19 protein-coding genes are annotated in these 23,987 nt (G+C 70.5%); 15 read left to right on the top strand and 4 right to left on the bottom strand.

What is annotated here, in order from left to right; genetic code table 11:
* The first annotated feature begins 179 nt into the window (after positions 1-179).
* From GGR16_RS09960 to polA, 5 genes are all read left to right on the top strand, one after another.
* Entirely contained in the window at positions 180-1,808 is a 1,629-nt protein-coding gene (locus GGR16_RS09960) for a GMC family oxidoreductase N-terminal domain-containing protein (RefSeq protein WP_183316511.1), read from the top strand.
* Between the two features lie 101 nt (positions 1,809-1,909).
* Positions 1,910-2,488: a Yip1 family protein gene (locus GGR16_RS09955; protein ID WP_183316510.1), complete on the top strand. Its 579-nt coding sequence runs from the start codon at positions 1,910-1,912 to the stop codon at positions 2,486-2,488.
* A gap of 78 nt (positions 2,489-2,566) precedes the next feature.
* Positions 2,567-3,061 carry an MmcB family DNA repair protein gene (locus GGR16_RS09950; protein ID WP_246372981.1) on the top strand — a complete coding sequence of 165 codons (495 nt, stop codon included), beginning with the start codon at positions 2,567-2,569 and terminating at the stop codon, positions 3,059-3,061.
* A 122-nt stretch (positions 3,062-3,183) separates the two neighbouring features.
* Entirely contained in the window at positions 3,184-4,239 is a 1,056-nt protein-coding gene (locus tag GGR16_RS09945) for an acyltransferase family protein (RefSeq protein WP_183316509.1), read from the top strand.
* Positions 4,240-4,350: 111 nt separating this feature from the next.
* Positions 4,351-7,359 carry a DNA polymerase I gene (gene polA, locus GGR16_RS09940; RefSeq protein WP_183316508.1) on the top strand — a complete coding sequence of 1,003 codons (3,009 nt, stop codon included), beginning with the start codon at positions 4,351-4,353 and terminating at the stop codon, positions 7,357-7,359.
* A 210-nt stretch (positions 7,360-7,569) separates the two neighbouring features.
* Here the strand turns inward: polA and pncA are convergent, their stop codons facing one another.
* Positions 7,570-8,208 carry a bifunctional nicotinamidase/pyrazinamidase gene (gene pncA / locus GGR16_RS09935; protein WP_183316507.1) on the bottom strand — a complete coding sequence of 213 codons (639 nt, stop codon included), beginning with the start codon at positions 8,206-8,208 and terminating at the stop codon, positions 7,570-7,572.
* 174 nt (positions 8,209-8,382) lie between these two features.
* Here pncA and GGR16_RS09930 point away from each other — a divergent pair, with 174 nt between their 5' ends.
* Positions 8,383-9,981 (top strand): peptide chain release factor 3, encoded by a 1,599-nt coding sequence (locus tag GGR16_RS09930; protein ID WP_183316506.1) that lies wholly within the window; start codon positions 8,383-8,385, stop codon positions 9,979-9,981.
* Between the two features lie 9 nt (positions 9,982-9,990).
* Here the strand turns inward: GGR16_RS09930 and pncB are convergent, their stop codons facing one another.
* Together pncB and GGR16_RS09920 are read right to left on the bottom strand one after the other, a co-directional pair.
* Positions 9,991-11,283, bottom strand: coding sequence for a nicotinate phosphoribosyltransferase (gene pncB, locus GGR16_RS09925; RefSeq protein ID WP_019400785.1), 1,293 nt, complete (start codon positions 11,281-11,283; stop codon positions 9,991-9,993).
* Positions 11,284-11,385: 102 nt separating this feature from the next.
* Positions 11,386-12,516 (bottom strand): NAD(P)/FAD-dependent oxidoreductase, encoded by a 1,131-nt coding sequence (locus GGR16_RS09920; RefSeq protein ID WP_183316505.1) that lies wholly within the window; start codon positions 12,514-12,516, stop codon positions 11,386-11,388.
* A 174-nt stretch (positions 12,517-12,690) separates the two neighbouring features.
* Here GGR16_RS09920 and GGR16_RS09915 point away from each other — a divergent pair, with 174 nt between their 5' ends.
* Positions 12,691-13,476 carry an SDR family oxidoreductase gene (locus tag GGR16_RS09915; protein ID WP_183316504.1) on the top strand — a complete coding sequence of 262 codons (786 nt, stop codon included), beginning with the start codon at positions 12,691-12,693 and terminating at the stop codon, positions 13,474-13,476.
* A gap of 106 nt (positions 13,477-13,582) precedes the next feature.
* On the opposite strand, the gene GGR16_RS09910 is transcribed toward GGR16_RS09915, so the two are convergent.
* Positions 13,583-14,698: a saccharopine dehydrogenase family protein gene (locus GGR16_RS09910; RefSeq protein ID WP_183316503.1), complete on the bottom strand. Its 1,116-nt coding sequence runs from the start codon at positions 14,696-14,698 to the stop codon at positions 13,583-13,585.
* 125 nt (positions 14,699-14,823) lie between these two features.
* On the opposite strand from GGR16_RS09910, the gene GGR16_RS09905 reads away from it, so the two are divergent.
* The 8 genes from GGR16_RS09905 to GGR16_RS09870 all read left to right on the top strand — a co-directional run bounded on the left by GGR16_RS09905 (position 14,824) and on the right by GGR16_RS09870 (position 23,972).
* Positions 14,824-15,249: an Lrp/AsnC family transcriptional regulator gene (locus GGR16_RS09905; RefSeq protein ID WP_183316502.1), complete on the top strand. Its 426-nt coding sequence runs from the start codon at positions 14,824-14,826 to the stop codon at positions 15,247-15,249.
* 6 nt (positions 15,250-15,255) lie between these two features.
* Positions 15,256-16,503 carry a TIGR03862 family flavoprotein gene (locus GGR16_RS09900; RefSeq protein WP_183316501.1) on the top strand — a complete coding sequence of 416 codons (1,248 nt, stop codon included), beginning with the start codon at positions 15,256-15,258 and terminating at the stop codon, positions 16,501-16,503.
* Between the two features lie 256 nt (positions 16,504-16,759).
* The gene (locus GGR16_RS09895) at positions 16,760-17,611 is read left to right on the top strand and encodes an FAD binding domain-containing protein (protein ID WP_183316500.1); all 852 of its coding nucleotides are present in this window, start codon (positions 16,760-16,762) and stop codon (positions 17,609-17,611) included.
* A gap of 1 nt (position 17,612) precedes the next feature.
* Entirely contained in the window at positions 17,613-20,402 is a 2,790-nt protein-coding gene (locus tag GGR16_RS09890) for a molybdopterin-dependent oxidoreductase (RefSeq protein ID WP_183316499.1), read from the top strand.
* A 1-nt stretch (position 20,403) separates the two neighbouring features.
* Positions 20,404-21,897 (top strand): 6-hydroxynicotinate reductase, encoded by a 1,494-nt coding sequence (locus tag GGR16_RS09885; protein WP_183316498.1) that lies wholly within the window; start codon positions 20,404-20,406, stop codon positions 21,895-21,897.
* Positions 21,894-22,814: a UPF0280 family protein gene (locus GGR16_RS09880; RefSeq protein WP_183316497.1), complete on the top strand. Its 921-nt coding sequence runs from the start codon at positions 21,894-21,896 to the stop codon at positions 22,812-22,814. The genes GGR16_RS09885 and GGR16_RS09880 overlap by 4 nt, the downstream gene beginning before the upstream one ends.
* Positions 22,807-23,391: an amino acid synthesis family protein gene (locus GGR16_RS09875; RefSeq protein WP_071923041.1), complete on the top strand. Its 585-nt coding sequence runs from the start codon at positions 22,807-22,809 to the stop codon at positions 23,389-23,391. Before GGR16_RS09880 ends, GGR16_RS09875 begins: the two co-directional genes overlap by 8 nt.
* The gene (locus GGR16_RS09870) at positions 23,388-23,972 is read left to right on the top strand and encodes an amino acid synthesis family protein (protein WP_019402110.1); all 585 of its coding nucleotides are present in this window, start codon (positions 23,388-23,390) and stop codon (positions 23,970-23,972) included. Before GGR16_RS09875 ends, GGR16_RS09870 begins: the two co-directional genes overlap by 4 nt.
* The last annotated feature ends 15 nt before the right edge of the window (positions 23,973-23,987 follow it).

Below are 23,987 nucleotides of genomic sequence, written 5' to 3'. Positions count from 1 at the left end.
GCGACGACCCTACTGACGTTTCGCGAAAGTTTGAACAGCTTTTGCAGGAAGATGGCCGGGCGCGGTGCGGCGAGCCGACATGCGGTCTGGCCAAAGCATCACCGCAGCATGACTTGCCATGAGCCGCCGCGCCGTGTCCTTCTGCACATCAAGAAACGGCAAGGCTTGGGGAGGATGGCGTGGCACCTGCGAGCGATGAGGGGGAAACCTTCGACTACATCGTCGTCGGCGCCGGCTCGGCCGGCTGCGTGCTCGCCAACCGCCTGTCGGCGGACCCGAAGCGGTCCGTCCTCCTCCTGGAGGCCGGCGGCCGCGACAACTGGGTATGGTTCCACATCCCCGTCGGCTATCTCTTCGCCATCGGCAATCCGCGCGCCGACTGGATGTTTCGCACGGAGGCCGTGGCCGGCCTCAACGGCCGCGAGCTCGCCTATCCGCGCGGCAAGGTCATCGGCGGCTGCTCCGCCATCAACGCCATGATCTACATGCGCGGCCAGGCAGCGGACTACGAGCGCTGGCGGCAGATGGGCCTTGCCGGCTGGGGCTGGGACGACGTCCTGCCCCATTTCCTGTCGATGGAGAACCACGTCGCCCCGCCCAATGCGCTGCACCGCAGCGGCGGGGAATGGTGCGTCGACTATCCGCGCATGCGCTGGGACCTGCTCGACGCCGTGCAGGACGCCGCCGAGAGCCTCGGCATCCCCAAGGTCGCGGATTTCAATACGGGCGACAATTTCGGCTCCTCGTACTTTCAGGTGAACCAGAAGAACGGCCGCCGCTGGAGCGCGGCGCGCGGCTTCCTGAAGCCGGTCCTCGGCCGTCGGAACCTTCGTCTGGAGACGGGAGTGCACGTGGAGCGCATCCTCGTCGAGGACGGCCGCGCCACCGGCGTCGTCTTCTCGCGCGGCGGCGAGCGCTTCACCATGCGCGCCCGCGGCGAGGTGGTGCTCGCCGCCGGCGCCGTCGGCACGCCGCAGCTGCTCGAGGTGAGCGGTATCGGCGATGCGGCCCGGCTCGCCGGGCTCGGCATCGACCCCGTGCGCGACCTGCCGGGCGTCGGCGAGAACCTGCAGGACCATCTGCAGCTCCGCCCCATCTTCAAGGTCTCGGGCGTGCGCACCCTCAACGAGGACTATGCGCGGCTCGCCAGACGCGCCGCCATGGCGCTCGAATATGCCCTCTTCCGGCGCGGGCCGCTGACCATGGCCCCCTCGCAGCTCGGCATCTTCACCCGCTCCTCGCCGGAGTACGAGACGCCGAACCTGCAGTTCCACATCCAGCCGCTGTCGCTCGACAAGTTCGGCGACCGGCTGCACCCCTTCCCCGCCTTCACCGCGAGCGTCTGCAACCTGCGCCCGACGAGCCGCGGCTCGGTCCATGCGAAGAGCCCGGAGGCGCGCGTGCCGCCGGCGATCGCGCCGAACTACCTCTCCACCGAGGAGGACCGGCGCGTCGCGGTCGACGCCATCCGCCTCACGCGCCGGCTCGCCGCCGCCCCGCCGCTCGCGCGCTTCTCGCCCGAGGAATTCAAGCCGGGGGCGCATCTGGCGAGCGACGAGGAGCTCGCCGGCGCGGCGGGCGATCTCGGCACCACCATCTTCCATCCTGTCGGCACGGCGCGCATGGGCCGCGACGACGATCCGCTCGCCGTGGTCGACGCGCGGCTCCGGGTGCGCGGCATTGCCGGCCTGCGCATCGCCGATGCCTCGGTGATGCCGACCATCACCTCCGGCAACACCAACTCGCCCACCATGATGATCGCCGACAAGGCGGCCGCCATGATGGCCGAGGATGCGCGCGTCGCCTGACCGGGCGCGACCCCGGCCGGTTTCCGCCCGGGCGTTTCCGGCATATGTTGCGTCGTTTCGCCGCGGCCGGATGCCGCGGCCTCCGCCAGGGGAGATGGCACATGGGGCTGGTCGACAGGGCAAGGAACATCATCGTCACGCCGCGGACCGAATGGCCCGTGATCGCGGCCGAGGGGGGCACGGTCGGCGATATCTACCGCAACTACGTCGTTCCGCTCGCGCTCATCCCGGCCGTCTGCGGCTTCATCGGCATGTCGGTACTGGGCTTCAGCATGGGCGAGGGCCGCATGCGCATGCCCTTCTTCAGCGGCCTCGTGATGGCGGCCCTGCAGTTCGGGCTCGGACTCCTCATCGTCTATCTCGTGGCGCTCGTCATCGATGCGCTGGCCCCGCGCTTCGGCGGCCGCAAGGGCATGCTCCCCGCCTTCAAGCTGGCGGCCTATTCCTACACGCCGGCCTGGCTGACCGGCGTCTTCCTCCTCGTGCCGGTGCTCGGCTTCCTCGCCATCCTCGGGCTCTACGGCATCTATCTGCTCTATGTCGGGGCGCCGCGGCTCATGGGGGTGGCGGAGAGCAAGGCCGGCCTGTTCACTGCCGTGGTCGTGATCATCGCGCTCGTCATGAGCTTCATCCTGTCGCTCGTGATCGCCTCCTTGATGCCCATGCCCGCCATGATGTGAGACCAAAGCTGTGCGAAGGCAGGAGCGCCGGCGAAGGACGGCGAAGTGACGGGTGGATGATATCGATGGATGGCTTTGATGGGTGACTTGGCCTCCCGGTTGGACGGCGTGCTGGTGCTGCCGGAGGACGGACGCCAGTCGCCGGTCGCGCTCGCCGTCCAGCGCGGGGTGCGGCGGCTCTTCGCCGGCCTCGGCCAGGTGACGGTGACGGAGCTTACCCTTGCCTCCGGTCGGCGGGCCGACGTGGTGGCGCTCGCCCCCGACGGGCGCATCACCGTCGTCGAGGTCAAGTCGTGCCTCGCCGACTTCCGCACCGACGGCAAGTGGCAGGACTACCGGGCCTATTGCGACCGCCTCTTCTTCGCCGTCACCGACGACTTCCCGCAGGAGGTGCTGCCGGAGGCGACAGGGCTCATCGTCGCCGACCAGTACGGCGCCGCCGTGCTGCGCGAGGCGCCGCTCCATCCCCTGCCCGGCGCTCGCCGCAAGGAGGTGACGCTGCGCTTTGCCCGCGCCGCCGCCTCGCGCCTCCACGCCGCCTTCGATCCCGAAGGCGCGCGCGGCATCATCTGAGATCCCTGCCGCCATCCGGCACGAGGCTTGCTGGACAAAGCCCGAAAGAGAGCGCACGCCGGCCTCAGGCCCGGCCGGCGTCGCATTGCGGGACAGGGCGTGCCATAACGGGAGCAGCCAGCATGACGTCGCCATTGCCGACCGGCGAGCGCATCGCCTGGGTCGATACCGCCAAGGGCATCTGCATCATCCTCGTCGTCATGATGCATGCGACGCTCGGCCTCGGCGAGGCGGTGGGCCGCGAGGGCTGGATGCATGAGGTCGTCGCCTTCGCCAAGCCCTTCCGCATGCCCGACTTCTTCCTCGTCTCCGGCCTCTTCCTCGGCCGGGCCGTCACGCGCGACTGGCGCATCTTCGCCGACCGGCGCATCGTGCATTTCCTCTATTTCTACCTTGTCTGGTACGTCATCCAGTTCGCCATGAAGGGCTGGGGCCTCGCCGGCGGCGATCCGGCCGAGCTCGTCCGCCTCTTCGCGCTCGGCTTCATCGAGCCCTTCGGCACCCTGTGGTTCATCTACATGCTCGCCGTCTACTCGGTCGCGGTGAAGCTGCTGCGCCGGCTGCCGCCGGTGGCGCTCCTCGCCGGCGCCGCCGCCCTGCAGATCGCCCACATCGAGAGCGGCTGGCTCGCGATCGACGCCTTCGCCGCCTATTTCGTCTATTTCGCCGCCGGCTACGTCTTCGCCCCACGCGTCTTCGCCATTGCCGCCTGGGCGGGCCGCAATGCGCTGCCGGCGCTCCTTGGGCTCGGCCTCTGGGCCCTCGGCAACGGCTTCGCCGCCTTCACGCCGAGCGGGGTGAGCGGCCACGAGACGATCGCCACCCTGCCGGGGGTGAGCCTCGCGCTCGGCCTTGCCGGCGCCGTCGCCATCACGGCCGTTGCCGCGCTGCTCGTGGCGCGCGGCCTTGCCGGCCCGCTGACCTATTGCGGCGAGCGCTCCATCGTCGTCTATCTCGCCTTCTTCCTGCCGATGGCGGCGATGCGCGTCCTCCTCGTCAAGACCGGCCTCGTCGACGTCATCGGCGTCGGCTGGGGCGCCGCCCTCGTGACGGCGGCGGGCGTCGTCGCGCCGCTCGTCTTCGAGCGGCTGATCCGCGGCACGGTGCTCGACGTGCTCTTCGTGCGGCCGCGGGCCTGCCACATCGCCGCCCCGGCGCGTCTCGCACCGGCCGGCTGACGGCCGTTTTCCCCGGACGGCGAGCGAAACGGATCGCGAACGCGGGCGAGGCGTGGCATAGTCCCGCCCCGACCTTACCGGCGATTCCCGAGAAGCACCCGTCCGAGAGCCATGTCCGAGCAAGCCGCCCCCGCCGTTGCCGTCCACGCCGCCCGTGCGCTGAAGCCGGGGGACCACGTCTTCCTCGTCGACGGCTCGTCCTTCGTCTTCCGCGCCTATTTCCAGTCCATGAACCAGGACCGGAAATACAACTACCGCTCGGACGGCCTGCCCACCGGCGCCGTGCGCCTGTTCTGCACCAAGCTGTTCCAGTTCATCCGCGAGGGCGCGGTCGGCATCACCCCGACCCACCTCGCCATCATCTTCGACAAGTCGGAGCAGTCCTTCCGCAAGGAGATCTATCCGGCCTACAAGGCGAACCGGCAGGAGCCCCCGGAAGATCTCATCCCGCAGTTCCCGCTGATGCGCGAGGCCGTGCGCGCCTTCGGCCTCAAGCCGGTCGAGCAGGACCGCTACGAGGCGGACGATCTCATCGCCACCTATGCGCGCGAGGCGACGGAGGCCGGCGCCGACGTGCTCATCATCTCCGCCGACAAGGACCTGATGCAGCTCATCCGGCCCGGCGTCGCCATGTACGACCCGGCCTCCGGCACCCAGTCGAAGGGCAGCTTCCGGCCCGAGCGGCGCATCGGCCGCGACGAGGTGCTGGAATATTTCGGCGTCGAGCCGCAGAAGGTGGTCGACGTGCAGTCGCTCGCCGGCGATTCGACCGACAACGTGCCCGGCGCCCCCGGCATCGGCATCAAGACGGCCGCGCAGCTCATCGGCGAATACGGCGATCTCGACACGCTCATCGCCCGCGCCGGCGAGATCAAGCAGCCCAAGCGGCGCGAGACGCTGACGAACCCGGACATCGTCGAGCAGATCCTCATCTCCCGCCGGCTCGTCTCGCTCGTCGACGACGTCACCGTCGAGACGCCGCTCACCGACCTCGCGCTCGTGCCGCCGGAGCCGCAGAGCCTCGTCGCCTTCCTGAAGGCGATGGAGTTCACCACCATCACCAAGCGCGTCGGCGAGCTCTACGAGGTCGACATCGCCGCCGTCGAGCCGGACGCCCGCCTCGCCACCCCGGGAGCCGGCCTCGGCTGGAGCCCCGGCGAGACGGTCGCGGCGCCTGCGTCAACCGCTGCGTCGGCCACACCGACGGGGCCGGGCGACGAGCTTCTCGTCCCGGCGGCGCTCGTCGCGAGCCGCGCGGCCGAGGCGGCGGCCCCGGTCGACCGCAGCACCTACGAGACGGTGACGAGCCTCGCCCGCCTCGAGGAATGGATCGCCGAGGCCCGCGAGCGCGGCCACGTGGCCGTCGACACGGAGACGAACTCGGTCGACGCCATGCAGGCCGAGCTCGTCGGCTTCTCGCTCGCCACGGCACCCGGCAAGGCCTGCTACGTGCCCCTGCAGCACCGTGACGGCGACGACCTCTTCGGCAACGGCCTTGCCGCCGGCCAGATCCCTCTGCGCGAGGCGGTGGCGCGGCTGAAGCCGCTCCTCGAGGACCCCTCGGTCCTCAAGATCGGCCAGAACCTGAAATACGACTGGCTCATCTTCGCCCGCCACGGCATCACGCTGGCGTCCTACGACGACACGATGCTGATCTCCTACGTGCTCGATGCCGGCCGCAGCTTGCACGGCATGGACGCCCTGTCGGAGAAGCATCTGGGCCATAAGCCCATCGCCTTCTCGGAGGTCGCCGGCTCCGGCAAGGCGCAGGTCACCTTCGACAAGGTGGCGATCGACAAGGCGACCGCCTATGCCGCCGAGGATGCGGACGTCACCTTGCGCCTGTGGCTCGCGCTGAAGCCACGCCTCGTCGCGGAGGGCCGTACGAGCGTCTACGAGACGCTGGAGCGGCCGATGGTGGCGACGCTGGCGCGCATGGAGAGCCGCGGCATCGCCATCGACCGCGCCATCCTCTCGCGCCTGTCCGGCGATTTCGCCCAGAAGCTCGCTGGCCTCGAGGAGGAGATCTACGCCATCGCCGGCGAGCGCTTCACCATCGGCAGCCCTAAGCAATTGGGCGACATCCTCTTCGGCAAGATGGGCCTGCCCGGTGCCAAGAAGACGAAGACCGGCCAGTGGGCGACCGGCGCCGGCGTACTGGAAGACCTCGCCGCCGAGGGCCACCCGCTGCCGTCGAAGATCCTCGACTGGCGCCAGCTCGCCAAGCTGAAATCCACCTACACCGATGCGCTGCCCGGCTACGTCAATCCCGAGACGCATCGCGTGCACACGTGCTTCTCGCTCGCCGCGACCACGACCGGGCGCCTGTCGTCGTCGGAGCCGAACATCCAGAACATCCCGGTGCGCACGGAAGAGGGGCGCAAGATTCGCACGGCCTTCGTCGCCGCGCCGGGCACCAAGCTCGTCTCGGCCGACTACAGCCAGATCGAGCTGCGCGTCCTCGCCCATATCGCCGACATCCCGCAGCTGCGGCAGGCCTTCGCCGACGGCATCGACATCCACGCCATGACCGCCTCCGAGATGTTCGGCGTGCCGGTGAAGGGCATGGACCCCCTGGTGCGCCGGCGCGCCAAGGCCATCAACTTCGGCATCATCTACGGCATCTCGGCCTTCGGCCTCGCCAACCAGCTCGGCATCCCGCGCGAGGAGGCCTCGGCCTACATCAGGAAATATTTCGAGCGCTTCCCCGGCATCCGCGACTACATGGACGAGACCAAGCGCTTCTGCCGCGAGAACGGCTATGTGACGACGCTGTTCGGCCGCATCTGCCATTATCCGCAGATCAAGTCGTCCAACCCCTCCGAGCGCGCCTTCGTCGAGCGCCAGGCGATCAACGCCCCGATCCAGGGCACCGCCGCCGATATCATCCGCCGCGCCATGGTGCGCATGGACGAGGCGCTGGAAAAGGCCGGCCTCGGCGCGCGCATGCTGCTGCAGGTGCACGACGAGCTGGTCTTCGAGGTGCCGGAGAACGAGGTGGACAGGACGCTGCCGGTCATCACCCATGTGATGCGCGAGGCACCCAACCCCGCCGTGGCTCTCGCCGTGCCGCTCGAGGTCGAGGCGAGGGCCGCGGGCAACTGGGAAGAGGCGCATTGAGCGACGCGCTGCGGACGCTTCCAGCTGAGCGCCGCCATGCCCCGCAGGCCATGCGGCGGTTCAGCTGAAGAGGGCAGAAGCGGGTCGAAAGGACCGCCCCCGTTCGTCATGGCCGGGCTCGTCCCGGCCATCCACGCCTTTGAACCTGATGCCCGTGCTGGACCGTGGATGCCCGCGACAAGCGCAGGCATGACGGGGAGGCCATTCCGCTCAGCCGATATCGGCCGCATCCACCTGGGCGATGCCGAGCGCCGCGAACCCCGCCTCGGTCGCGGCCAGCGACCCGTCGAGGTCGATGGCGCGGCAGGCGTCCTCGATGACCGTGACCGCGAAGCCGTGGCCGTGCGCATCCTCGGCCGAGTAGCGCACGCAGAAGTCGAGCGCGAGGCCGGCGAGGAAGACGCGCCTCAGGCCCCGCTCCTTGAGATAGCCGCCGAGCCCCGTCGGCGTCACGCGATCGTTCTCGTAGAAGGCCGAGTAGGAATCGATCGCCGAGTCGAAGCCCTTGCGCAGGATGAGCTCGGCATGGGGCACGTCGAGGTCCGGGTGGAACTCGGCGCCCGGCGTGTCCTCGACGCAATGGTCCGGCCACAGCACCTGCGGCCCGTAGGACATCTCGACGGTCTCGAAGGGCCTGCGGCCGGGATGGGCCGAGGCGAAGGACAGGTGGCCCGGCTTGTGCCAGTCCTGCGTCAGGATGACGTGGGCGAAGCGCCGCGCCAGCGCGTTGACCACCGGCACGATGGCGTCCCCGCCCTCGACCGCCAGCGCCCCGCCGGGGCAGAAGTCGTTCTGCACGTCGACGACGAGGAGGACGTCCGCTTCGTCGATCCGGATCCCTGCCATCATCGGCTCCCGTTCACGGCCGCAGGATCCGGCGCGCCGGACGCTCCGTCAATGCCTGCCATTGACACGGCCGCCAATGGCTGGAAAGAACGCGCCAACCGTGGTTCCAGGCGCTGCCGGAGCCGGCGAGGCCCTTCCTCCCTGCCGGTCCGCCGCCGCAAGATTTTTTGACGCCCCATGCAAAGCCCCCTCGTCAACGGCGGGCCCGCCGACCCCATCGCGCGGCGGCGCACCTTCGCCATCATCTCCCACCCGGATGCGGGCAAGACGACGCTCACCGAGAAGCTGCTGCTCTTCGGCGGCGCCATCCAGCTCGCCGGCGAGGTCAAGGCCAAGCGCAACCGCGTGCAGACGCGCTCGGACTGGATGGGCATCGAGCGTGAGCGCGGCATCTCGGTCGTCACCTCGGTGATGACATTCGAATACGGCGGCTGCGTCTTCAACCTGCTCGACACGCCCGGCCACGAGGACTTCTCGGAGGATACCTACCGCACGCTGACCGCGGTCGATGCCGCCGTCATGGTCATCGACGCGGCCAAGGGCATCGAGGCGCGCACGCGCAAGCTCTTCGAGGTCTGCCGGCTGCGCGACATCCCCATCGTCACCTTCATCAACAAGCTCGACCGCGAGAGCCGCGACCCCTTCGACCTGCTCGACGAGATCGAGAAGACGCTGGCGCTCGACACGGCCCCGATCAACTGGCCGATCGGCGCCGGCAAGAGCTTCGCCGGCACCTATACCTTCGGCACGAAGACGGTGCGGCGCATCGCCGACGACGAGACCATGAAGGTGAGCGGCGCCGACGACGCGGCCCTCGCGGCGCTGTTGCCGGCGCACGAGGCCGGCGCCTGGCAGGAGGAGGCGATGCTCGCCGAGGAGGCGCTGAAGCCCTTCGACCTCGCCGCCTTCCGCGAGGGGCACCTGACGCCCGTCTTCTTCGGCAGCGCCTTGCGCAACTTCGGCATCCGCGACCTCATCGACGCCATGGCGGCCTATGCCCCCTCCCCGCGCGGGCAGGAGGCGGACAAGCGCACGGTCGAGGCGGACGAGCCGAAGATGACCGGCTTCGTCTTCAAGATCCAGGCCAACATGGATCCCAACCACCGCGACCGCATCGCCTTCATGCGCGTGTGCTCGGGGCGGCTGGCGCGCGGCATGAAGGCGAAGCTCGTGCGCACCGGCAAGGCCATCAGCCTCAACGCGCCGCAGTTCTTCTTCGCGCAGGACCGCACGGTGGCGGACGAGGCCTATGCCGGCGACGTTGTCGGCATCCCCAACCACGGCACGCTGCGCATCGGCGACACGCTCACCGAGGGCGAGGACATCGTCTTCCGCGGCGTGCCGAGCTTCGCCCCCGAGATCCTGCGCCGCATCTCCATCAAGGACGCGATGAAGGCCAAGAAGCTGCGGGAGGCGCTCGAGCAGCTCGCCGAGGAAGGCGTCGTGCAGCTCTTCATCCCCAACGACGGCTCGGGCGCCATCGTCGGCGTCGTCGGCGCGCTGCAGCTCGACGTGCTGATCGAACGGCTGAAGACGGAATACGGCCTCGACGCCGCCTACGAGACGACGCGCTTCTCCGTCTGCCGCTGGGTGAGCGCCGACGACAAGGCCGAGCTCGACAAGTTCGCCACGGCGAACAATTCCGCCATGGCCGCCGACCTCGACGGGGCGCCGGTGTTCATGGCCTCGAGCCCCTTCTCGCTGCGCTACGACGAGGAGCGCTGGCCGGCCATCCGCTTCTCGGACGTGAAGGACTACCAGAAGAAGGCGGCCTGAGGCCGCCCCTTACACGAGCACCGGCCGCTCGGCGCGCTCCTCGAGCTCGAAGACGCGCTTGTAGCGCTCGACCTCGGCCGCCGGGCCCATGGCCTTGGCGGGATTGTCCGACAGCTTCACGGCAGGGCGGCCGTTGGCCGACACCACCTTGCAGACGATCGAGATGGGGTCGAGCGCCCCGTCCGGCGCGAAGCCGCGGAAGTCGTTGGTGAGCAGCGTGCCCCAGCCGAAGCCGAAGCGCATGCGCCCGGCGAAATGGTAGTGGATGCGCTCGATGGCGGTGACGTCGAGGGCGTCCGAGAAGATGGCGAGCTTCTTGCGCGGGTCCTCGCCGCGCTCGCGCCACCAGCGGATCGCCTCCTCGCCGCCCTCGATCGGATCCTTGGAATCGACGCGGATGCCCGTCCAGCTCGACACCCAGCTCGGCGCGGCGGCCAGGAAATGCGTGGTGCCGTAGGTGTCGGGCAGGATGATGAGCAGGTTGCCCTCGTAGTCCTCCTGCCAGTCGCGCAGCACCTGGTAGGGCGCGGCGGCGAGCTCGGCGTCGCTGTCGGCGAGCGCCGCATAGACCATCGGCAGTTCGTGCGCATTGGTGCCGACGGCCTCGACCTCGCGGCGCATGGCGATGAGGCAGTTCGAGGTGCCGGTGAAGGCATCGCCCAGGCCCTCGATCATCGCCTGCACGCACCAGTCCTGCCACAGGAAGCCATGGCGACGGCGCGTGCCGAAATCCGCGATCTGCAGGCCGGGCAGGGCCTTGAGCCGCTGCACCTTCTCCCACACCCGCGTCATGGCCCGGGCATAGAGCACCTGCAGCTCGAACTTGCCCATGGCGGCGAGCACGGCGCGCGAGCGCAATTCGTTGAGGATGGCGAGCGCCGGGATCTCCCAGAAGGTCGTCTCCAGCCACGGCCCGTCGAACTCGAGCTCGTACTGGCCGTCGCGCACCCGAAGGTCGTAGGCCGGCAGCTGGAAGCCCTCCAGCCACTCGATGAACTCGGGCGCGAACATCTGGCGCTTGCCGTAGAACATGTTGCCGCGCAGCCAGGTCGATTCCCCGCGGGTCAGCCTCAGGCTGCGGGCATGGTCGAGCTGCTCGCGCAGGGCGCTTTCCTCGACGAGGTCGGCGAGGCGGATGTCCTTCGAGCGGTTGAGGATCGAGAAGGTGACGCGCGTGTCGCGCTGGCGCCGGAAGATCGTCTGCGCCATCAGCAGCTTGTAGAAGTCCGTGTCGAGCAGGGAGCGGACGATCGGGTCGATCTTCCACTTGTGATTGTAGACACGTGTGGCGATGTCCGTCATGCCCCGGCTCCGTCGGCCCGTCCCGTTCGGCGTTCTCCCGTGCCGAAACTAGGCTTTGCCATATATCGGACGCAAGAACGGCCAGCGCATGCCGGCGCCGCGTCAGGCGGGCGGCCGTCCTCCCTCGAGGCGCGCCAGAACCTCCTCGGCGATGGCGAGCGAGGCGGTGAGGCCCGGGCTCTCGATGCCGAAGAGATTGACGAGGCCGGCCATTCCATGGGTTTGCGGCCCGTCGATGCGGAAATCGGCCGCCGGCTCTCCCTCCCTCACGATCTTGGGGCGGATGCCGCTGTAGCCGGGCGACAGGGCCTCCTCGTCGAGGCCGGGCCAGTAGCGGCGGATCGCCGCGGCGAAGGCCGCACGGCGCGCGCCGTCGACCTCGTAGCGGATGTCCTCGACCCACTCCGTGTCCGGCCCGAAGCGCGCCTGCCCGCCGAGGTCGAGCGTCAGGTGCACGCCGAGGCCATGGGCGCTGGGCGCCGGATAGATGAGCCGGGAGAAGGGCGCCCGCCCGGCGAGGATGAAATAGCTGCCCTTGCAGAAGCGCGTGCGCGGCACCGCATCTGACGGCAGCCCCGCGATTCGGTCTGCCACGTCCGATGCGCCGAGGCCGGCGGCATTGACGAGCTCGCGGCAGGCAAGGCGCATGGGCTCCGCCCCGCCGGTCCTGACGAGAAACCCTTGTGCTGCGGGTTCGGCCGCGACGAAGGGCGTGTTGAAGGCGAGGACGGCGCCGGCGTTCTCCGCATCGCCCTGCAGCGCCAGCATATAGGCGTGGCTGTCGATGATGCCGGTTTGCGGCGACCACAGCGCCGCGACCGCTGCCAGTTCCGGCTCCATGCGCCGCGCCTCGGCGCCGGAGATCATCGCGAGGTCTTCGGCGCCGTTGACGCGGCCGCGCTCGGCGATCGCCGCGACGGCGGCGATCTCGTCCTCGCTCGCCGTCACCAGCAGCTTGCCGCAACGGCGGTGCGGCACGCCGCGCGCGGCGCAATAGGCATAGAGCGCGCGCCGCCCCTCGACACAGAGGCGCGCCTTCAGGCTGCCCTCCGGATAATAGAGCCCGGCGTGGATGACCTCGCTGTTGCGCGCGGACGTGCCGGTGCCGATGGCGCCCTCGCCCTCCAGCACCACCACCGAGCGGCCGGCGAGCGCGAGCGCCCGTGCGACGGCCAGCCCGACCACCCCCGCGCCGACGACGATCGCGTCGACAAAATCATCCGCTTCGCTCATCGCCGGCCGAATCTCCCTGCCCGATCGCCGCCCTTCGGCGCGTATCTAGCGGCGGCCGGCGCGCCGCGAAAGGCGCTTCTCGCACGGGCCGCCGGCCCGGGCTTGCCATGCGCCGCACCCGGCTGGCACAACGGCGCCGACATGCGGCCGCACCGGCCACGAGGAGATATGGCGATGGATCTTGGACTGAAGGGCAAGCGGGCGCTGGTTCTGGGGGCGAGCCGCGGCCTCGGCGCGGCGATTGCCCGCACGCTGGCGGAAGAAGGCGCGAGCGTCGTCGCGGCCGCGCGCAGCGAGGAGAAGATCAGGGCCTGGGCCGACGCCCTGCCGGCCGAGGTCGGCGGGCGCGTCACCGCCGCGCGGCTCGACCTCGCCGACCTCGCCAGCGTCGAGGCGCTCGTCGAGCGGCTGATCGCGGAGGGCGGCGTCGACATCCTCGTCAACAATTCCGGCGGGCCGCCGCCGGCAGATGCGCGCGAGGCCAAGCGCGCCGACTGGCTGGTGCAGTTCGAGGCGATGGCGGCCAACCTCTTCCACCTCACCCAGCGCCTCCTGCCCGGCATGCTGGCGAAGAAGTGGGGCCGCATCGTTACCATCGCCTCCTCGGGCGTCGAGCAGCCGATCCCGCGCCTTGCCCTGTCGAACGGCATCCGCTCGGCGGTGGTGGGCTGGTCGAAGACGCTGGCGAGCGAGGTGGCGGGCCAGGGCGTGACGGTGAACGTGGTGCTGCCCGGGCGCATCGAGACCGAGCGGGTGGAGGAGCTCGACGCGGCCAATGCGCAGCGCCAGGGCAAGACGCCGGAGGAGGTGGCCGAGGCCTCGAAGGCGACGATCCCGGCCGGCCGCTACGGCACGCCGCAGGAATTCGCCGACGTGGTCGCCTTCCTTACGAGCGAAAAGGCCTCCTACGTCACCGGCGCCAAGCTCCGCATCGACGGCGGCGCGACCCGCGGCATCTGAGGCGGAGCGTCAAGAGAACACCGGCAACGTGCGTGGCTGGCGGCTGCCGTCTGAACCCTCTCCCCGTGAACGGGGAGAGGGAGTGACGCCACGGCTCGGACGATGCTTACGCCGCGGCGCTGTAGGGCTGCGGCGCCGGCTGCCCGTAGGCGCGGCCGAAGCGGTTGGCGAGGAAGGTGTCGAGCGCGATGTCCTCCTGCCGCACAAAGCCGCGCCGCGGCAGCTCGCCCGTCGCCAGCATGTCGAGCACCGCGCAGATGCCCGAGGCCGTGGTGATCTGGATGGCGCTGCGGGTGATGCCGTTGACGCGCGCGCTGTAGATCTTGTTGGCGTAGGTCTCCTGCACCAGGCGGCCGCCCCGGCGCCCGCTCACGGTGACGAAGACGACGACGACGTCCTGCAGGGTCGTCGGCAGCGCGCTTTCGAGGATGTCCTTGAACAGCTCGCGCCGGTGGCGCAGGCCGAGGTCGTTCAAGAGCGCCTTCATGATGGCGCAGTGGCCGGGATAGCGGATGGTGCGGTAGTTGAGCGTGCGCACCTTGCCCTTCAGCGTCTCGCACAGGGTGCCGAGCCCGCCCGAGGTGTTGAAGGCCTCGTAGGTGACGCCGTCGAGCGAGAATTCCTCGCGTTCCTCCAGCGCCGGCACCTCGACGAGTTCGCCCTCGACGATGGCCTCGCACGGCTCGCAATATTCGTTGATGACGCCGTCCGTGCTCCAGGTGAGGTTGTAGTTGAGGGCGTTGGACGGATATTGCGGTAGCGCGCCGACACGCATGCGCACGCTGTCGAGCGTGTCGAAGCGGCGGGCGAGGTCGTGGGCGACGATGGAGATGAAGCCCGGCGCCAGCCCGCATTGGGGAATGAACGCGCTCTTCGCATCCGCTGCCAGCTCCCTGACGCGCCGCGTGCTGGCGACATCCTCCGTGAGGTCGAGATAGTGCACGCCGGCGCGCGCCGCCGCCTCGGCGATGCGCGTCGTCAGGTGATAGGGCGCGGCGCTGAGCACGGCGAACGTCTTCGCGAGCAGCCGGTCGAGCGCCCCGTCCCCGGCGATGTCGAGCCGGACCCTGGCGACGGGCAGGGCAGCGTCGAGCGCGTCGAGCTGGGCCTGATCACGGTCGACGACCGTCACGTCATAATCGCCGGAGCCCGTCAGCAGGTCGGCGATGGTGGCGCCGATCTTGCCGGCTCCGACGACGAGAATGGACTTGCGGTCACGCATGGCTGTGGTTCCCCGTTTGGCAATTGCCATCAGGATCGCACCTTGGCCGTCGAATTGAAGATTCCGCTTCGCCGAAACGCGAAGATCGCTTAGTGAAAACGACGATTCCTTCCTGCGAAACGCCGATGGACGATACCGACCGCCAGCTCATCGCCCTCCTGCGCGAGAATGCCCGCACGCCGACGGCCGACCTCGCGCGGCGCCTCAGGCTGTCGCGCACCACGGTGCAGAGCCGCATCGAGCGGCTGGAGCGGCGCGGCATCGTTGCGGGCTATACGGTGCGCCTGGCGGACGACTACGAGCGCGGCCTCGTGCGCGCGCATGTGCTCATCACGGCGCTGCCCAAGTTCGCCCGCAAGGTCGAGGAGGCGCTCGCCGGCATCGTGGAGGTGCGCACCCTCCACTCCATCAGCGGCAGCTATGACATGATCGCCGTCGTCGCGGCGCCCTCGATCGCGGAGCTCGACCAGCTCATCGACCGCATCGGGGCGCTGGAGGGCGTGGAGCGCACCATGTCCTCGATCATCCTGTCCACACGCATCAGCCGGTAGGACCTCATGACGGACAACAGGAAAACGGTGGCCGTCATCGGAGCCGGCCCGGCCGGGCTGATGGCGGCGGAAGAGCTGGCGCGGGCCGGCCTTGCCGTCACCGTCTACGAACGCATGCCCTCGCCGGCGCGCAAGCTCCTCATGGCCGGGCGCGGCGGCCTCAACCTGACGCACGGGGAAGGGCGCGAGGCCTTCCTCGCCCGCTACGGCGCCGCCGAGCCGTGGCTCACCCCGATGATCGAGGCCTTTCCGCCGGCCGCGCTGCGCGCCTGGTGCGAGGGGCTCGGCGAAAAGACCTTCGTCGGCTCGAGCGGGCGCGTCTTCCCGGAGAGCTTCAAGGCCTCGCCGCTCCTGCGCGCCTGGCTGCGCCGCCTCGACGGGCTCGGCGTGGCCCTGGCGACGCGCCACCGCTGGCAGGGCTGGGACGGGGACGGACGCCTCCTCCTCGAGAGGGAGGACGGCGATGCGCTTCACCTCGCGCCCGACGCCACATTGCTGGCGCTCGGCGGCGCGAGCTGGCCGCGCCTCGGCTCCGACGGGACGTGGACGGAGATTCTTGCCGCACGCGGCGTCGCGCTCACCCCGCTCGCGCCGGCCAACTGCGGCTTCGAGCATGCGTGGTCGCACCATTTCGCCGAGCGCTTCGCCGGCACGCCGCTGAAGCGCATCGCCATCGGCTTCGACGGCATGAGCGTCATGGGCGAGGCGGTCATCACGCGCGAGGGGCTGGAGGGCGGCGCCATCTATGCCCTGTCGGGGCGGTTGCGCGAGGCCATCGCCGCGCACGGCCCGCAGACGGTGACGCTCGACCTCAGGCCCGATCTCAGCCCGTCGCATCTTGCCGCCCGCCTCGCGCGGCCGCGCGGCAAGCAATCCACCGCCTCCTTCCTGCGTAAGGCGGGCGGCCTGATGCCCGTCTCCGTCAATCTCCTCAGGGAGGTGCTGGGCGAGTTGCCGGCCGAGCCCGCGGCGCTGGCGAAGGCGGCGAAGGCCCTGCCGCTCACCCTCACCGCGCCGCGGCCGATCGCCCGCGCCATCTCCAGCGCCGGCGGCATCCGCCGCGAGGCACTCGACGACAACCTCATGCTGCAGGCCCTGCCCGGCGTCTTCGCCGCCGGCGAGATGCTGGACTGGGAGGCGCCGACCGGCGGCTACCTGCTGCAGGCCGCCTTCGCGACCGGGGTGGCCGCCGCCCGGGGCATCCAGCGATGGCTCGGCGTGGAGCAAGCGTCGGGCGAAGCGGGGCCGAAATAGCCCTCCGCATAGACCTTGGCGCCGCGATCGGGCATCCTTTCTTCATCAGGCACAGCGACGTGCGGGGCGCCCCAGGCGGCGCCTGCCGCGCTTTTGGGCAGTTGCCATGCCACGAGCCCCCCATTGCTCCAAAAAGCGGGTCAGGTGCCGCTTGACAGTGCCGCTCATCCAGTTGCAGATTATTTGTATACCAACAAAAAACTGATCGGCATTGCTGATGCCGTCAGAGGGTGAACATCAGTTTCGGGAGGCATCGATGTACCTCCGTCCGCGGACCCTCGACGAAGCGCTCGACGCGCTCGCGACAACGGGCGCGCAAGTCCTGGCCGGCGGCACGGACGTCTTTCCGGCCCTCGGCGACCGGCCGCAGGCGCGCCCCTTCCTCGACATCTCGGCGCTGCCGGAGCTGCGCGGCATCGGCATGGGGCCGGACCATGTGCGCATCGGCGCCGCGACCACCTGGACCGAGGTCGCGAGGGCAGACTTGCCGCGCGGCTTCGACGCCCTGAAGGCCGCTGCGCGCGAGGTCGGCTCGATCCAGATCCAGAACCGTGGCACCGTCGCCGGCAATCTCTGCAATGCCTCGCCCGCCGCCGACGGCGTGCCGCCGCTGATCGCGCTCGATGCCGAGGTCGAGCTCGCCTCCCGCGCCGGCATCCGCCGCCTGCCGCTCGCCGCCTTCATCTCGGGCTATCGCCGCACGGAGCGGCGCGAGGACGAGATCGTCACGGCCGTGCTCGTGCCCCACGCCATGACGGACGCCCGCTCCGTCTTCCTCAAGCTCGGCGCGCGGCGCTATCTCGTCATCTCCATCGTCATGGTCGCGGCCATGCTGCGCACCGACGAGACGGGCCGCATCGACGCGGCGCGCGTCGCCGTGGGCTCGTGCTCGGCCGTGGCCCAGCGCCTGCCGGCGCTGGAGGCGGCGCTCATCGGCAAGCCGGCCGCGGCCGGTATCGGCACGGCCGTCGAGGCCGCGCATCTTGCCCCCCTTTCCCCCATCGACGACGTGCGCGCCACCGGTGCCTACCGCGCGGATGCGGCTGAGACGCTCGTCGCCCGCGCGCTCGAAGCCTGCGTGCGCGATGCTGCCAAGGAGGCCGCCTGACATGCTCGACCGGGTTGCCGCAACCGAGAGCCACGCCGGCGTCGCCCTCACCGTGAACGGCCGGACGGTCGAGGTCGCCGCCTCGCCCGCCGCGCGCCTCTCCAAGGTGCTGCGCGACGACCTCGGCCTCACGGGCACCAAGGTCGGCTGCGACGCAGGCGACTGCGGCGCCTGCTCCGTGCTCGTCGACGGCGAGGCCGTCTGCTCCTGTCTCGTCGCCGCCGGGCAGGTCGAGGGCTGCAGCGTCACCACTGTCGAAGGCCTGCCGGCCGGCCACCCCGTCGCCGGGCGCCTCGAGGAGGCCTTCCTGCGCCACGGCGCCGCCCAGTGCGGCATCTGCACGCCGGGCATGCTGGTCGCCGCCGTCGCGCTCCTTGCCGGCAACGAGCGGCCGAGCGAGGCCGAGGTGCTCGACGCCATCGGCGGCGTGCTCTGCCGCTGCACCGGCTATCGCAAGATCGTCGCCGCCATCCTCGACGTGGCGGCCGAGGCGCGGGCCGAGGTGCTGCCGGAGGGCGGCGCGGCCGTCGGCGCCCGCATCCGCCGCCTCGACGGGCTGAAGAAGGTGCGCGGCACCGACATCTTCGGCGCCGACGAGGCCCCGGCCGATGCCCTCGTCCTCAGGGCCGTGCGCAGCCCTTACCACCGCGCCGCCTTTTCCTTCGGCGACATCGACGCCTTCCTCGCCCGCCACCCCGGCATCGTGCGCGTCTTCACGGCGAAGGACGTGCCGGGCGAGAACTGCTACGGCGTCATCCCGCCCTTCGCCGACCAGCCGGTCTTCGCCGAGACGGAGGCGCGCTTCCGCGGCGAGGCGGTGGCGGCCATCGTCGGCGAGGCCGCGGCCATGGCGGCGCTCGACCTGTCCGATTTCCCCGTCACCTGGCAGGAGCTGCCGGCCAATACGACGATCGATGCGGCGCTCGCGGACGATGCGCCGCTCGTGCACACGGGCCGCGTGGGCAACATCCTCGTCGGCGGCCGCGTCGTCAGGGGCGATGTCGAGGCCGCGCTCGAGAAGGCCGACGTGGTCGTCGACGGCGAATTCGAGACCGGCTTCGTCGAGCACGCCTATATCGAGCCGGAGGCCGGCTTTGCCCGCCGCGTCGGCGAGCGCATCGAGGTGCAGGCCTGCACCCAGGCGCCCTACATGGACCGCGACGACGTCGCCAAGGTGCTCAGCATCGCGCCCGAGGCCGTGCGCATCATCCCGACCGCCGTCGGCGGCGGCTTCGGTTCCAAGCTCGACCTCTCGGTGCAGCCCTTCATCGCCATCGCCGCCTGGCACCTCGACCGGCCGGTGCGCATGACCTACACGCGCCCCGAGTCGATCATGACGACGACGAAGCGCCACCCGGCGCGCATCAGGGCGCGGGCGGGCGCGACGCAGGACGGCAGGCTCGTCGGCCTCGATTTTCTCGGCGACTTCAACACCGGCGCCTATTCCTCCTGGGGCCCGACCGTGGCGAATCGCGTGCCGGTCCACGCCTCCGGCCCCTATTATGTGCCGCATTACCGGGCGCTGACGCGCGCCGTGCACACCCACCTCGTGCCCGCCGGCGCCTTCCGCGGCTTCGGCGTGCCGCAGGCGGGCATCGCGCAGGAGCAGCTCTACGACGAGCTCGCCGACAAGATCGGCATGGACCGGCTGGAATTCCGCCTGCGCAACGCGCTACGCGCCGACCAGCCGACCGTGACCGGCCAGGTGCTCGGCGAAGGTGTCGGCATCCGCGCCTGTTTCGAAGCCCTTGTGCCGCACTGGCAGCGCGCTCTGGCCGAGGCGGCCGCCTTCAATGCGACGAGCGACGGCAAGGGCGACGGCCGGCTGCGCCGCGGCGTCGGCGTCGCCGGCATGTGGTACGGCTGCGGCAACACCTCGCTGCCCAATCCCTCCACCATCCGCGTCGGCCTGAAGCGCGACGGGCGCATTGCGCTGCACCAGGGCGCGGTCGACATCGGCCAGGGCTCCAACACCGTCATCACCCAGATCTGCGCCGACGCGCTCGGCGCGCCGATTGCCCGCTTCGATCTCGTCTCGGCCGACACGGACCTGACGCCCGACTGCGGCAAGACCTCCGCCTCGCGCCAGACCTTCGTTACTGGCAAGGCGGCCGAACTCGCGGGCCGCGAGCTGCGCGCCGCCATCCTGCGCCTCGCCAATGCCGGCGAGGGCGCGACGGTCAGCTTCGCCGACGATGCGGTCACGGTACGCGACGGCGGCCACGAGCGCGCCATCGCCCTGGCCGATCTGCCGGCCGACGAGCACGGCTACCTGCTGACCGGCGAAGCCACCTTCGACCCGCCGACGAGCCCGCTCGATGCCGACGGCCAGGGCATCCCCTACGCCGTCTACGGCTTCGGCGCCCATATGGTGGAGGTCGAGGTCGACACCGCGCTCGGCACGGTGAAGGCCCTCAAGATCACCGCGGCGCACGACGTCGGCCGCGCCATCAACCCGACCCTCGTCGAGGGACAGATCGAGGGCGGCGCCGCGCAAGGCCTCGGCCTTGCGCTGATGGAGGAGTTCTTCCCCGGCAAGGGCGAGAACCTGCACGACTATCTCATCCCCTCGGCGGGGGACATGCCGCCGGTCGAGTCGATCCTCGTCGAGGATGCCTCGCCCGTCGGCCCCTTCGGCGCCAAGGGCATCGGCGAACAGGCGCTGATCCCGACCGCTCCGGCCATCCTCAACGCCATCCACGACGCCACCGGCGTGCGCATCCGCCGCGTGCCGGCGACGCCCGACCGGGTGCGCGCCGCCCTTCTCGCCGCCAGAGGCGCACGAGGCTGACATGCAGAACGAACAGGCGGCCGCGCCGGGCGCGGCCAAGGACGACAAGATCCGCTGCGATGCCTGCCCGGTGATGTGCTACATCAAGCCGGGCATGACGGGCGCCTGCGACCGCTACGCCAACCACGAGGGCGAGCTGGTGCGCATCGACCCGCACGTGGTGCTGGAGCGTACGCTTGCCCAGGGCGGCAACGTGGTGCCCTTCAACAAGGGCGAGTGGGACGGCACCATCGTCCAGGGCGAGGAGACCTTCGTCACCGCCATCGGCGCCGGCACCACCTATCCCGACTACAAGCCCGCGCCCTTCATCGTCTCGTCCGAGGTGGACGGGGTGGACATGGTGACGGTCGTCACCGAGGGCATCTTCAGCTATTGCGGCGTCAAGGTGAAGATCGACACCGACCGCCACCTCGGCCCGGAGCAGGCGACCGTGCGCGTCGAGGGCGAGGCCGTCGGCCACGTCACCACCGGCGAATACGGCTCGCAGATGCTGTCGCTCGGCGGCGTGCATCACCTGACCGGCGGCTCGAAGAAGGAAGGCCGCATCACCTGCGACGCCCTGCTCGACCTGTGCAACGGCAAGCCGGTGGAAATGACCATCGACGACGGCACCACCGTCGTCGTTCAGGCCGGCAAGCCGCCGATCGTCAACGGCGTCGCCGAGGAGCGCATGCGCGTCGGCTGCGGCTCGGCCACCATCGGCATGTTCGCCAAGCAGTGGCACGGCAAGGTCGACGAGGTGGTGGTAGTCGACGATCACATCACCGGCGTCCTCTCCGAGCACCAGGCCGGCAAGCTGCTCGACATCCCCGAGACCGGCATCAAGATGAAGGGCCGGCGCTCGACCCCGGGCCGCTACTTCCAGGTGGCGGAGCCGGGCACGGGCTGGGGCGGCACCAACATCTCCGATCCCCTGTCGATCCTCGGCCCCTTCGACCCCAAGGTGGCGCGGCCGGGCCTCCGGCTCCTCATGGTCTCCACCACCGGCGAGCACCATGCCTATTACGAGCTCGACGAGACGCTGACGCCGGTCGAGCGCGCGCTGCCCGAGGCGCTGCGCCAGTCGGTCGAGCGCATCAAGGAGAACTGCGAGCCCGCCCTGTGCACCGTGCTCTTCATGGGCGGGGCCGGCGGCTCGCTGCGCGCCGGCGTCACCGAGAACCCGGTGCGCCTCACCCTCTCCGTCAAGGACGCGCTCACCTATGTCACCTGCGGCGGCGCGCCGGTCTATGTCTGGCCCGGCGGCGGCATCACCTTCATGGTGGACGTGACGCGCGTGCCGGAGAACGCCTTCGGCTACGTGCCGACGCCGGCCCTCGTCGCGCCCATCGAGTTCACGATGCGGCTGAGCGACTACGAGGCGCTCGGCGGCCATATGGGCGAGGTCCGGCCGGTCTCGTCGCTCGAGCCGGGCGAGGCGCGCCGGCAGGTGCCGCACCGCCTGGACAATCCCTGGCCGCTGTCGCCGCAGAAGGCGAAAAGGTCGCACGGATGAGGGACGCCGCCACCGCCCGCATGCTGCCCGACGGGCGCCGGCTGCACCTGCAGCACGGCCCGATCGACCTCATCATCGAGGCCTTCGGCGAAGCGGGCGAGGTGGCGCGCGCCTATGAGGCCGCGGCGCGGCGCTTCGCGACCCTGCTCGACGAGCTGTGCGCCGAACTGCCGGCGCTGCGGCGGCAGGCGCGCCCTGGCGATCCGCCGCTCGCCGGCGCGGTCGCGCGGCGCATGCAGGGAGCCGTCATGCCCCATGCAGCCGACGGCTTCATCACGCCTATGGCGGCCGTCGCCGGCGCCGATGCGGACGAGGTCCTCGCCGCCATGCTCGCCGTGGCGCGGCTCGACAAGGCCTATGTCAACAACGGCGGCGACATCGCGCTCCATCTTAGCGCGGCCAGCACCTTCTCCATCGGCATGGTGGACCGGCCGGACGAGCCGGGCCTTTTCGGCACCCTCAGCCTCACCGCCGCCCATGGCATCGGCGGTATCGCCACGAGCGGCCGGCACGGGCGTAGTTTCTCGCTGGGCATCGCCGACGCGGTCACCGTGCTCGCCCGCGACGCGGCGGCAGCGGATGCGGCCGCGACCATGATCGCCAACGCCGTCGACCTGCCGGGCCATCCCGCCGTCACGCGCGTGCCGGCCTCGGTGCTCGCGCCGGAGAGCGACCTCGGCGAGCGCCCCGTGACGCGCGCCGTGCGCCGCCTCGACGATATCGACATCGCGGCGGCGCTCGACGCCGGCTGCGGCTTCGCGCAGGCGCTTCTCCACCGCGGACTGATCATCGCCGCGGCATTGCATTTGCAAGGTCATACGCGAACGGTAGGCTCGCTGCCGGCCGCACCCACCGTCGCGGCGCCCGCGCCGCGGCCGGCTGACACTTTCCGGGAGACGGGTCAAATCCATGCCTGACGTCGATGTCCGCAAGCGCCTGATCACGGTGGAGGAGATCTTCCACGAGGGCGGCCAGCCGGCCGCAAGGCCCCTCAAGCGCGGCGCCATCGTCGCCGTGATCGCCAATCCCTTCGCCGGCCGCCATGTCGAGGACATCGCCGGCTTCATGGACGACCTGAAGCCCCTCGGCCTCGCCATGGCGCGGGACCTCATCGCCGCCCTCGGCGGCGACGTCGCGGCGATCGAGGGCTACGGCAAGGGCGCCATCGTCGGCGCCGCGGGCGAATTGGAGCACGGCGCGCTGTGGCACGTGCCCGGCGGCTATGCCATGCGCGAGGCCCTGGGCGATGCCAAGGCCATCGTGCCCTCGACCAAGAAGGTCGGCGGGCCGGGCGCGCGCCTCGACGTGCCGGTCACGCACATCAACGCTTCCTACGTGCGCAGCCATTTCGACGCCATGGAGGTGGGCATCCCCGATTCCCCGCGCGCCGACGAGATGGCGGTCATCCTCGTCATGACGACGGGGCCGCGCATCCACGCCCGCGTCGGCGGGCTGAAGGCGAGCGAGATCAAGGGAGAGGACGGCCTGAGATGAAGGCGAAGATCCGCAAGATCGCGACATTCGTCGAGGAAACCCACACCGAGATGGGCCGGCTGGTGAGCCCGCCGACCCGCAAGGCCGCGGCTGTCGCCGTGATCGAGAACCCCTTTGCCGGGCGCTATGTCGAGGACCTCGGCGAGCTCATGGACATCGGCGAGGAGCTCGGCGGCTTCCTGGCGGAGAAGGCCGTCGCGGCGCTGGGCATCGAGGGGCAGGCGGCCGAGAGCTACGGCAAGGCGGCGCTCGTCGGCGAGAACGGCGAGCTGGAGCATGCCGCCGCCATCCTGCACCCGCGCATGGGCACGCCGGTGCGCAAGGTGCTGGGCAAGGGCGCAGCGCTCATTCCCTCCTCGAAGAAACGCGGCGGGCCGGGCGCGGTGCTCGACATCCCGCTCGGCCACAAGGATGCCGCCTATGTGCGGAGCCACTTCGACGGCATGGAGGTCAGCCTCAACGACGCACCGCGCGCGGGCGAGATCCTGGTGGCGGTCGCCGTCACGGATTCCGGCCGGCCGCTGCCGCGCGTCGGCGGGCTGACGAAGCAAGAGATCAAGGGTGAGGACGGCTTGCGCTGACGGTCCAGACCAGAG

It is taken from the genome of Chelatococcus caeni, assembly GCF_014196925.1.
In the GTDB taxonomy this organism is placed as follows: domain Bacteria; phylum Pseudomonadota; class Alphaproteobacteria; order Rhizobiales; family Beijerinckiaceae; genus Chelatococcus_A; species Chelatococcus_A caeni.
This window is presented reverse-complemented; position numbering and strand designations above follow the sequence as displayed.

Coding starts and splice junctions, on each gene's coding strand:
- GGR16_RS09955 (WP_183316510.1), top strand. CDS start 1,910: ATGGGGCTGGTCGACAGGGCAAGGAACATCATCGTCACGCCGCGGACC.
- GGR16_RS09950 (WP_246372981.1), top strand. CDS start 2,567: ATGGGTGACTTGGCCTCCCGGTTGGACGGCGTGCTGGTGCTGCCGGAG.
- GGR16_RS09945 (WP_183316509.1), top strand. CDS start 3,184: ATGACGTCGCCATTGCCGACCGGCGAGCGCATCGCCTGGGTCGATACC.
- polA (WP_183316508.1), top strand. CDS start 4,351: ATGTCCGAGCAAGCCGCCCCCGCCGTTGCCGTCCACGCCGCCCGTGCG.
- pncA (WP_183316507.1), bottom strand. CDS start 8,208: ATGATGGCAGGGATCCGGATCGACGAAGCGGACGTCCTCCTCGTCGTC.
- GGR16_RS09930 (WP_183316506.1), top strand. CDS start 8,383: ATGCAAAGCCCCCTCGTCAACGGCGGGCCCGCCGACCCCATCGCGCGG.
- pncB (WP_019400785.1), bottom strand. CDS start 11,283: ATGACGGACATCGCCACACGTGTCTACAATCACAAGTGGAAGATCGAC.
- GGR16_RS09920 (WP_183316505.1), bottom strand. CDS start 12,516: ATGAGCGAAGCGGATGATTTTGTCGACGCGATCGTCGTCGGCGCGGGG.
- GGR16_RS09915 (WP_183316504.1), top strand. CDS start 12,691: ATGGATCTTGGACTGAAGGGCAAGCGGGCGCTGGTTCTGGGGGCGAGC.
- GGR16_RS09910 (WP_183316503.1), bottom strand. CDS start 14,698: ATGCGTGACCGCAAGTCCATTCTCGTCGTCGGAGCCGGCAAGATCGGC.
- GGR16_RS09905 (WP_183316502.1), top strand. CDS start 14,824: ATGGACGATACCGACCGCCAGCTCATCGCCCTCCTGCGCGAGAATGCC.
- GGR16_RS09900 (WP_183316501.1), top strand. CDS start 15,256: ATGACGGACAACAGGAAAACGGTGGCCGTCATCGGAGCCGGCCCGGCC.
- GGR16_RS09895 (WP_183316500.1), top strand. CDS start 16,760: ATGTACCTCCGTCCGCGGACCCTCGACGAAGCGCTCGACGCGCTCGCG.
- GGR16_RS09890 (WP_183316499.1), top strand. CDS start 17,613: ATGCTCGACCGGGTTGCCGCAACCGAGAGCCACGCCGGCGTCGCCCTC.
- GGR16_RS09885 (WP_183316498.1), top strand. CDS start 20,404: ATGCAGAACGAACAGGCGGCCGCGCCGGGCGCGGCCAAGGACGACAAG.
- GGR16_RS09880 (WP_183316497.1), top strand. CDS start 21,894: ATGAGGGACGCCGCCACCGCCCGCATGCTGCCCGACGGGCGCCGGCTG.
- GGR16_RS09875 (WP_071923041.1), top strand. CDS start 22,807: ATGCCTGACGTCGATGTCCGCAAGCGCCTGATCACGGTGGAGGAGATC.
- GGR16_RS09870 (WP_019402110.1), top strand. CDS start 23,388: ATGAAGGCGAAGATCCGCAAGATCGCGACATTCGTCGAGGAAACCCAC.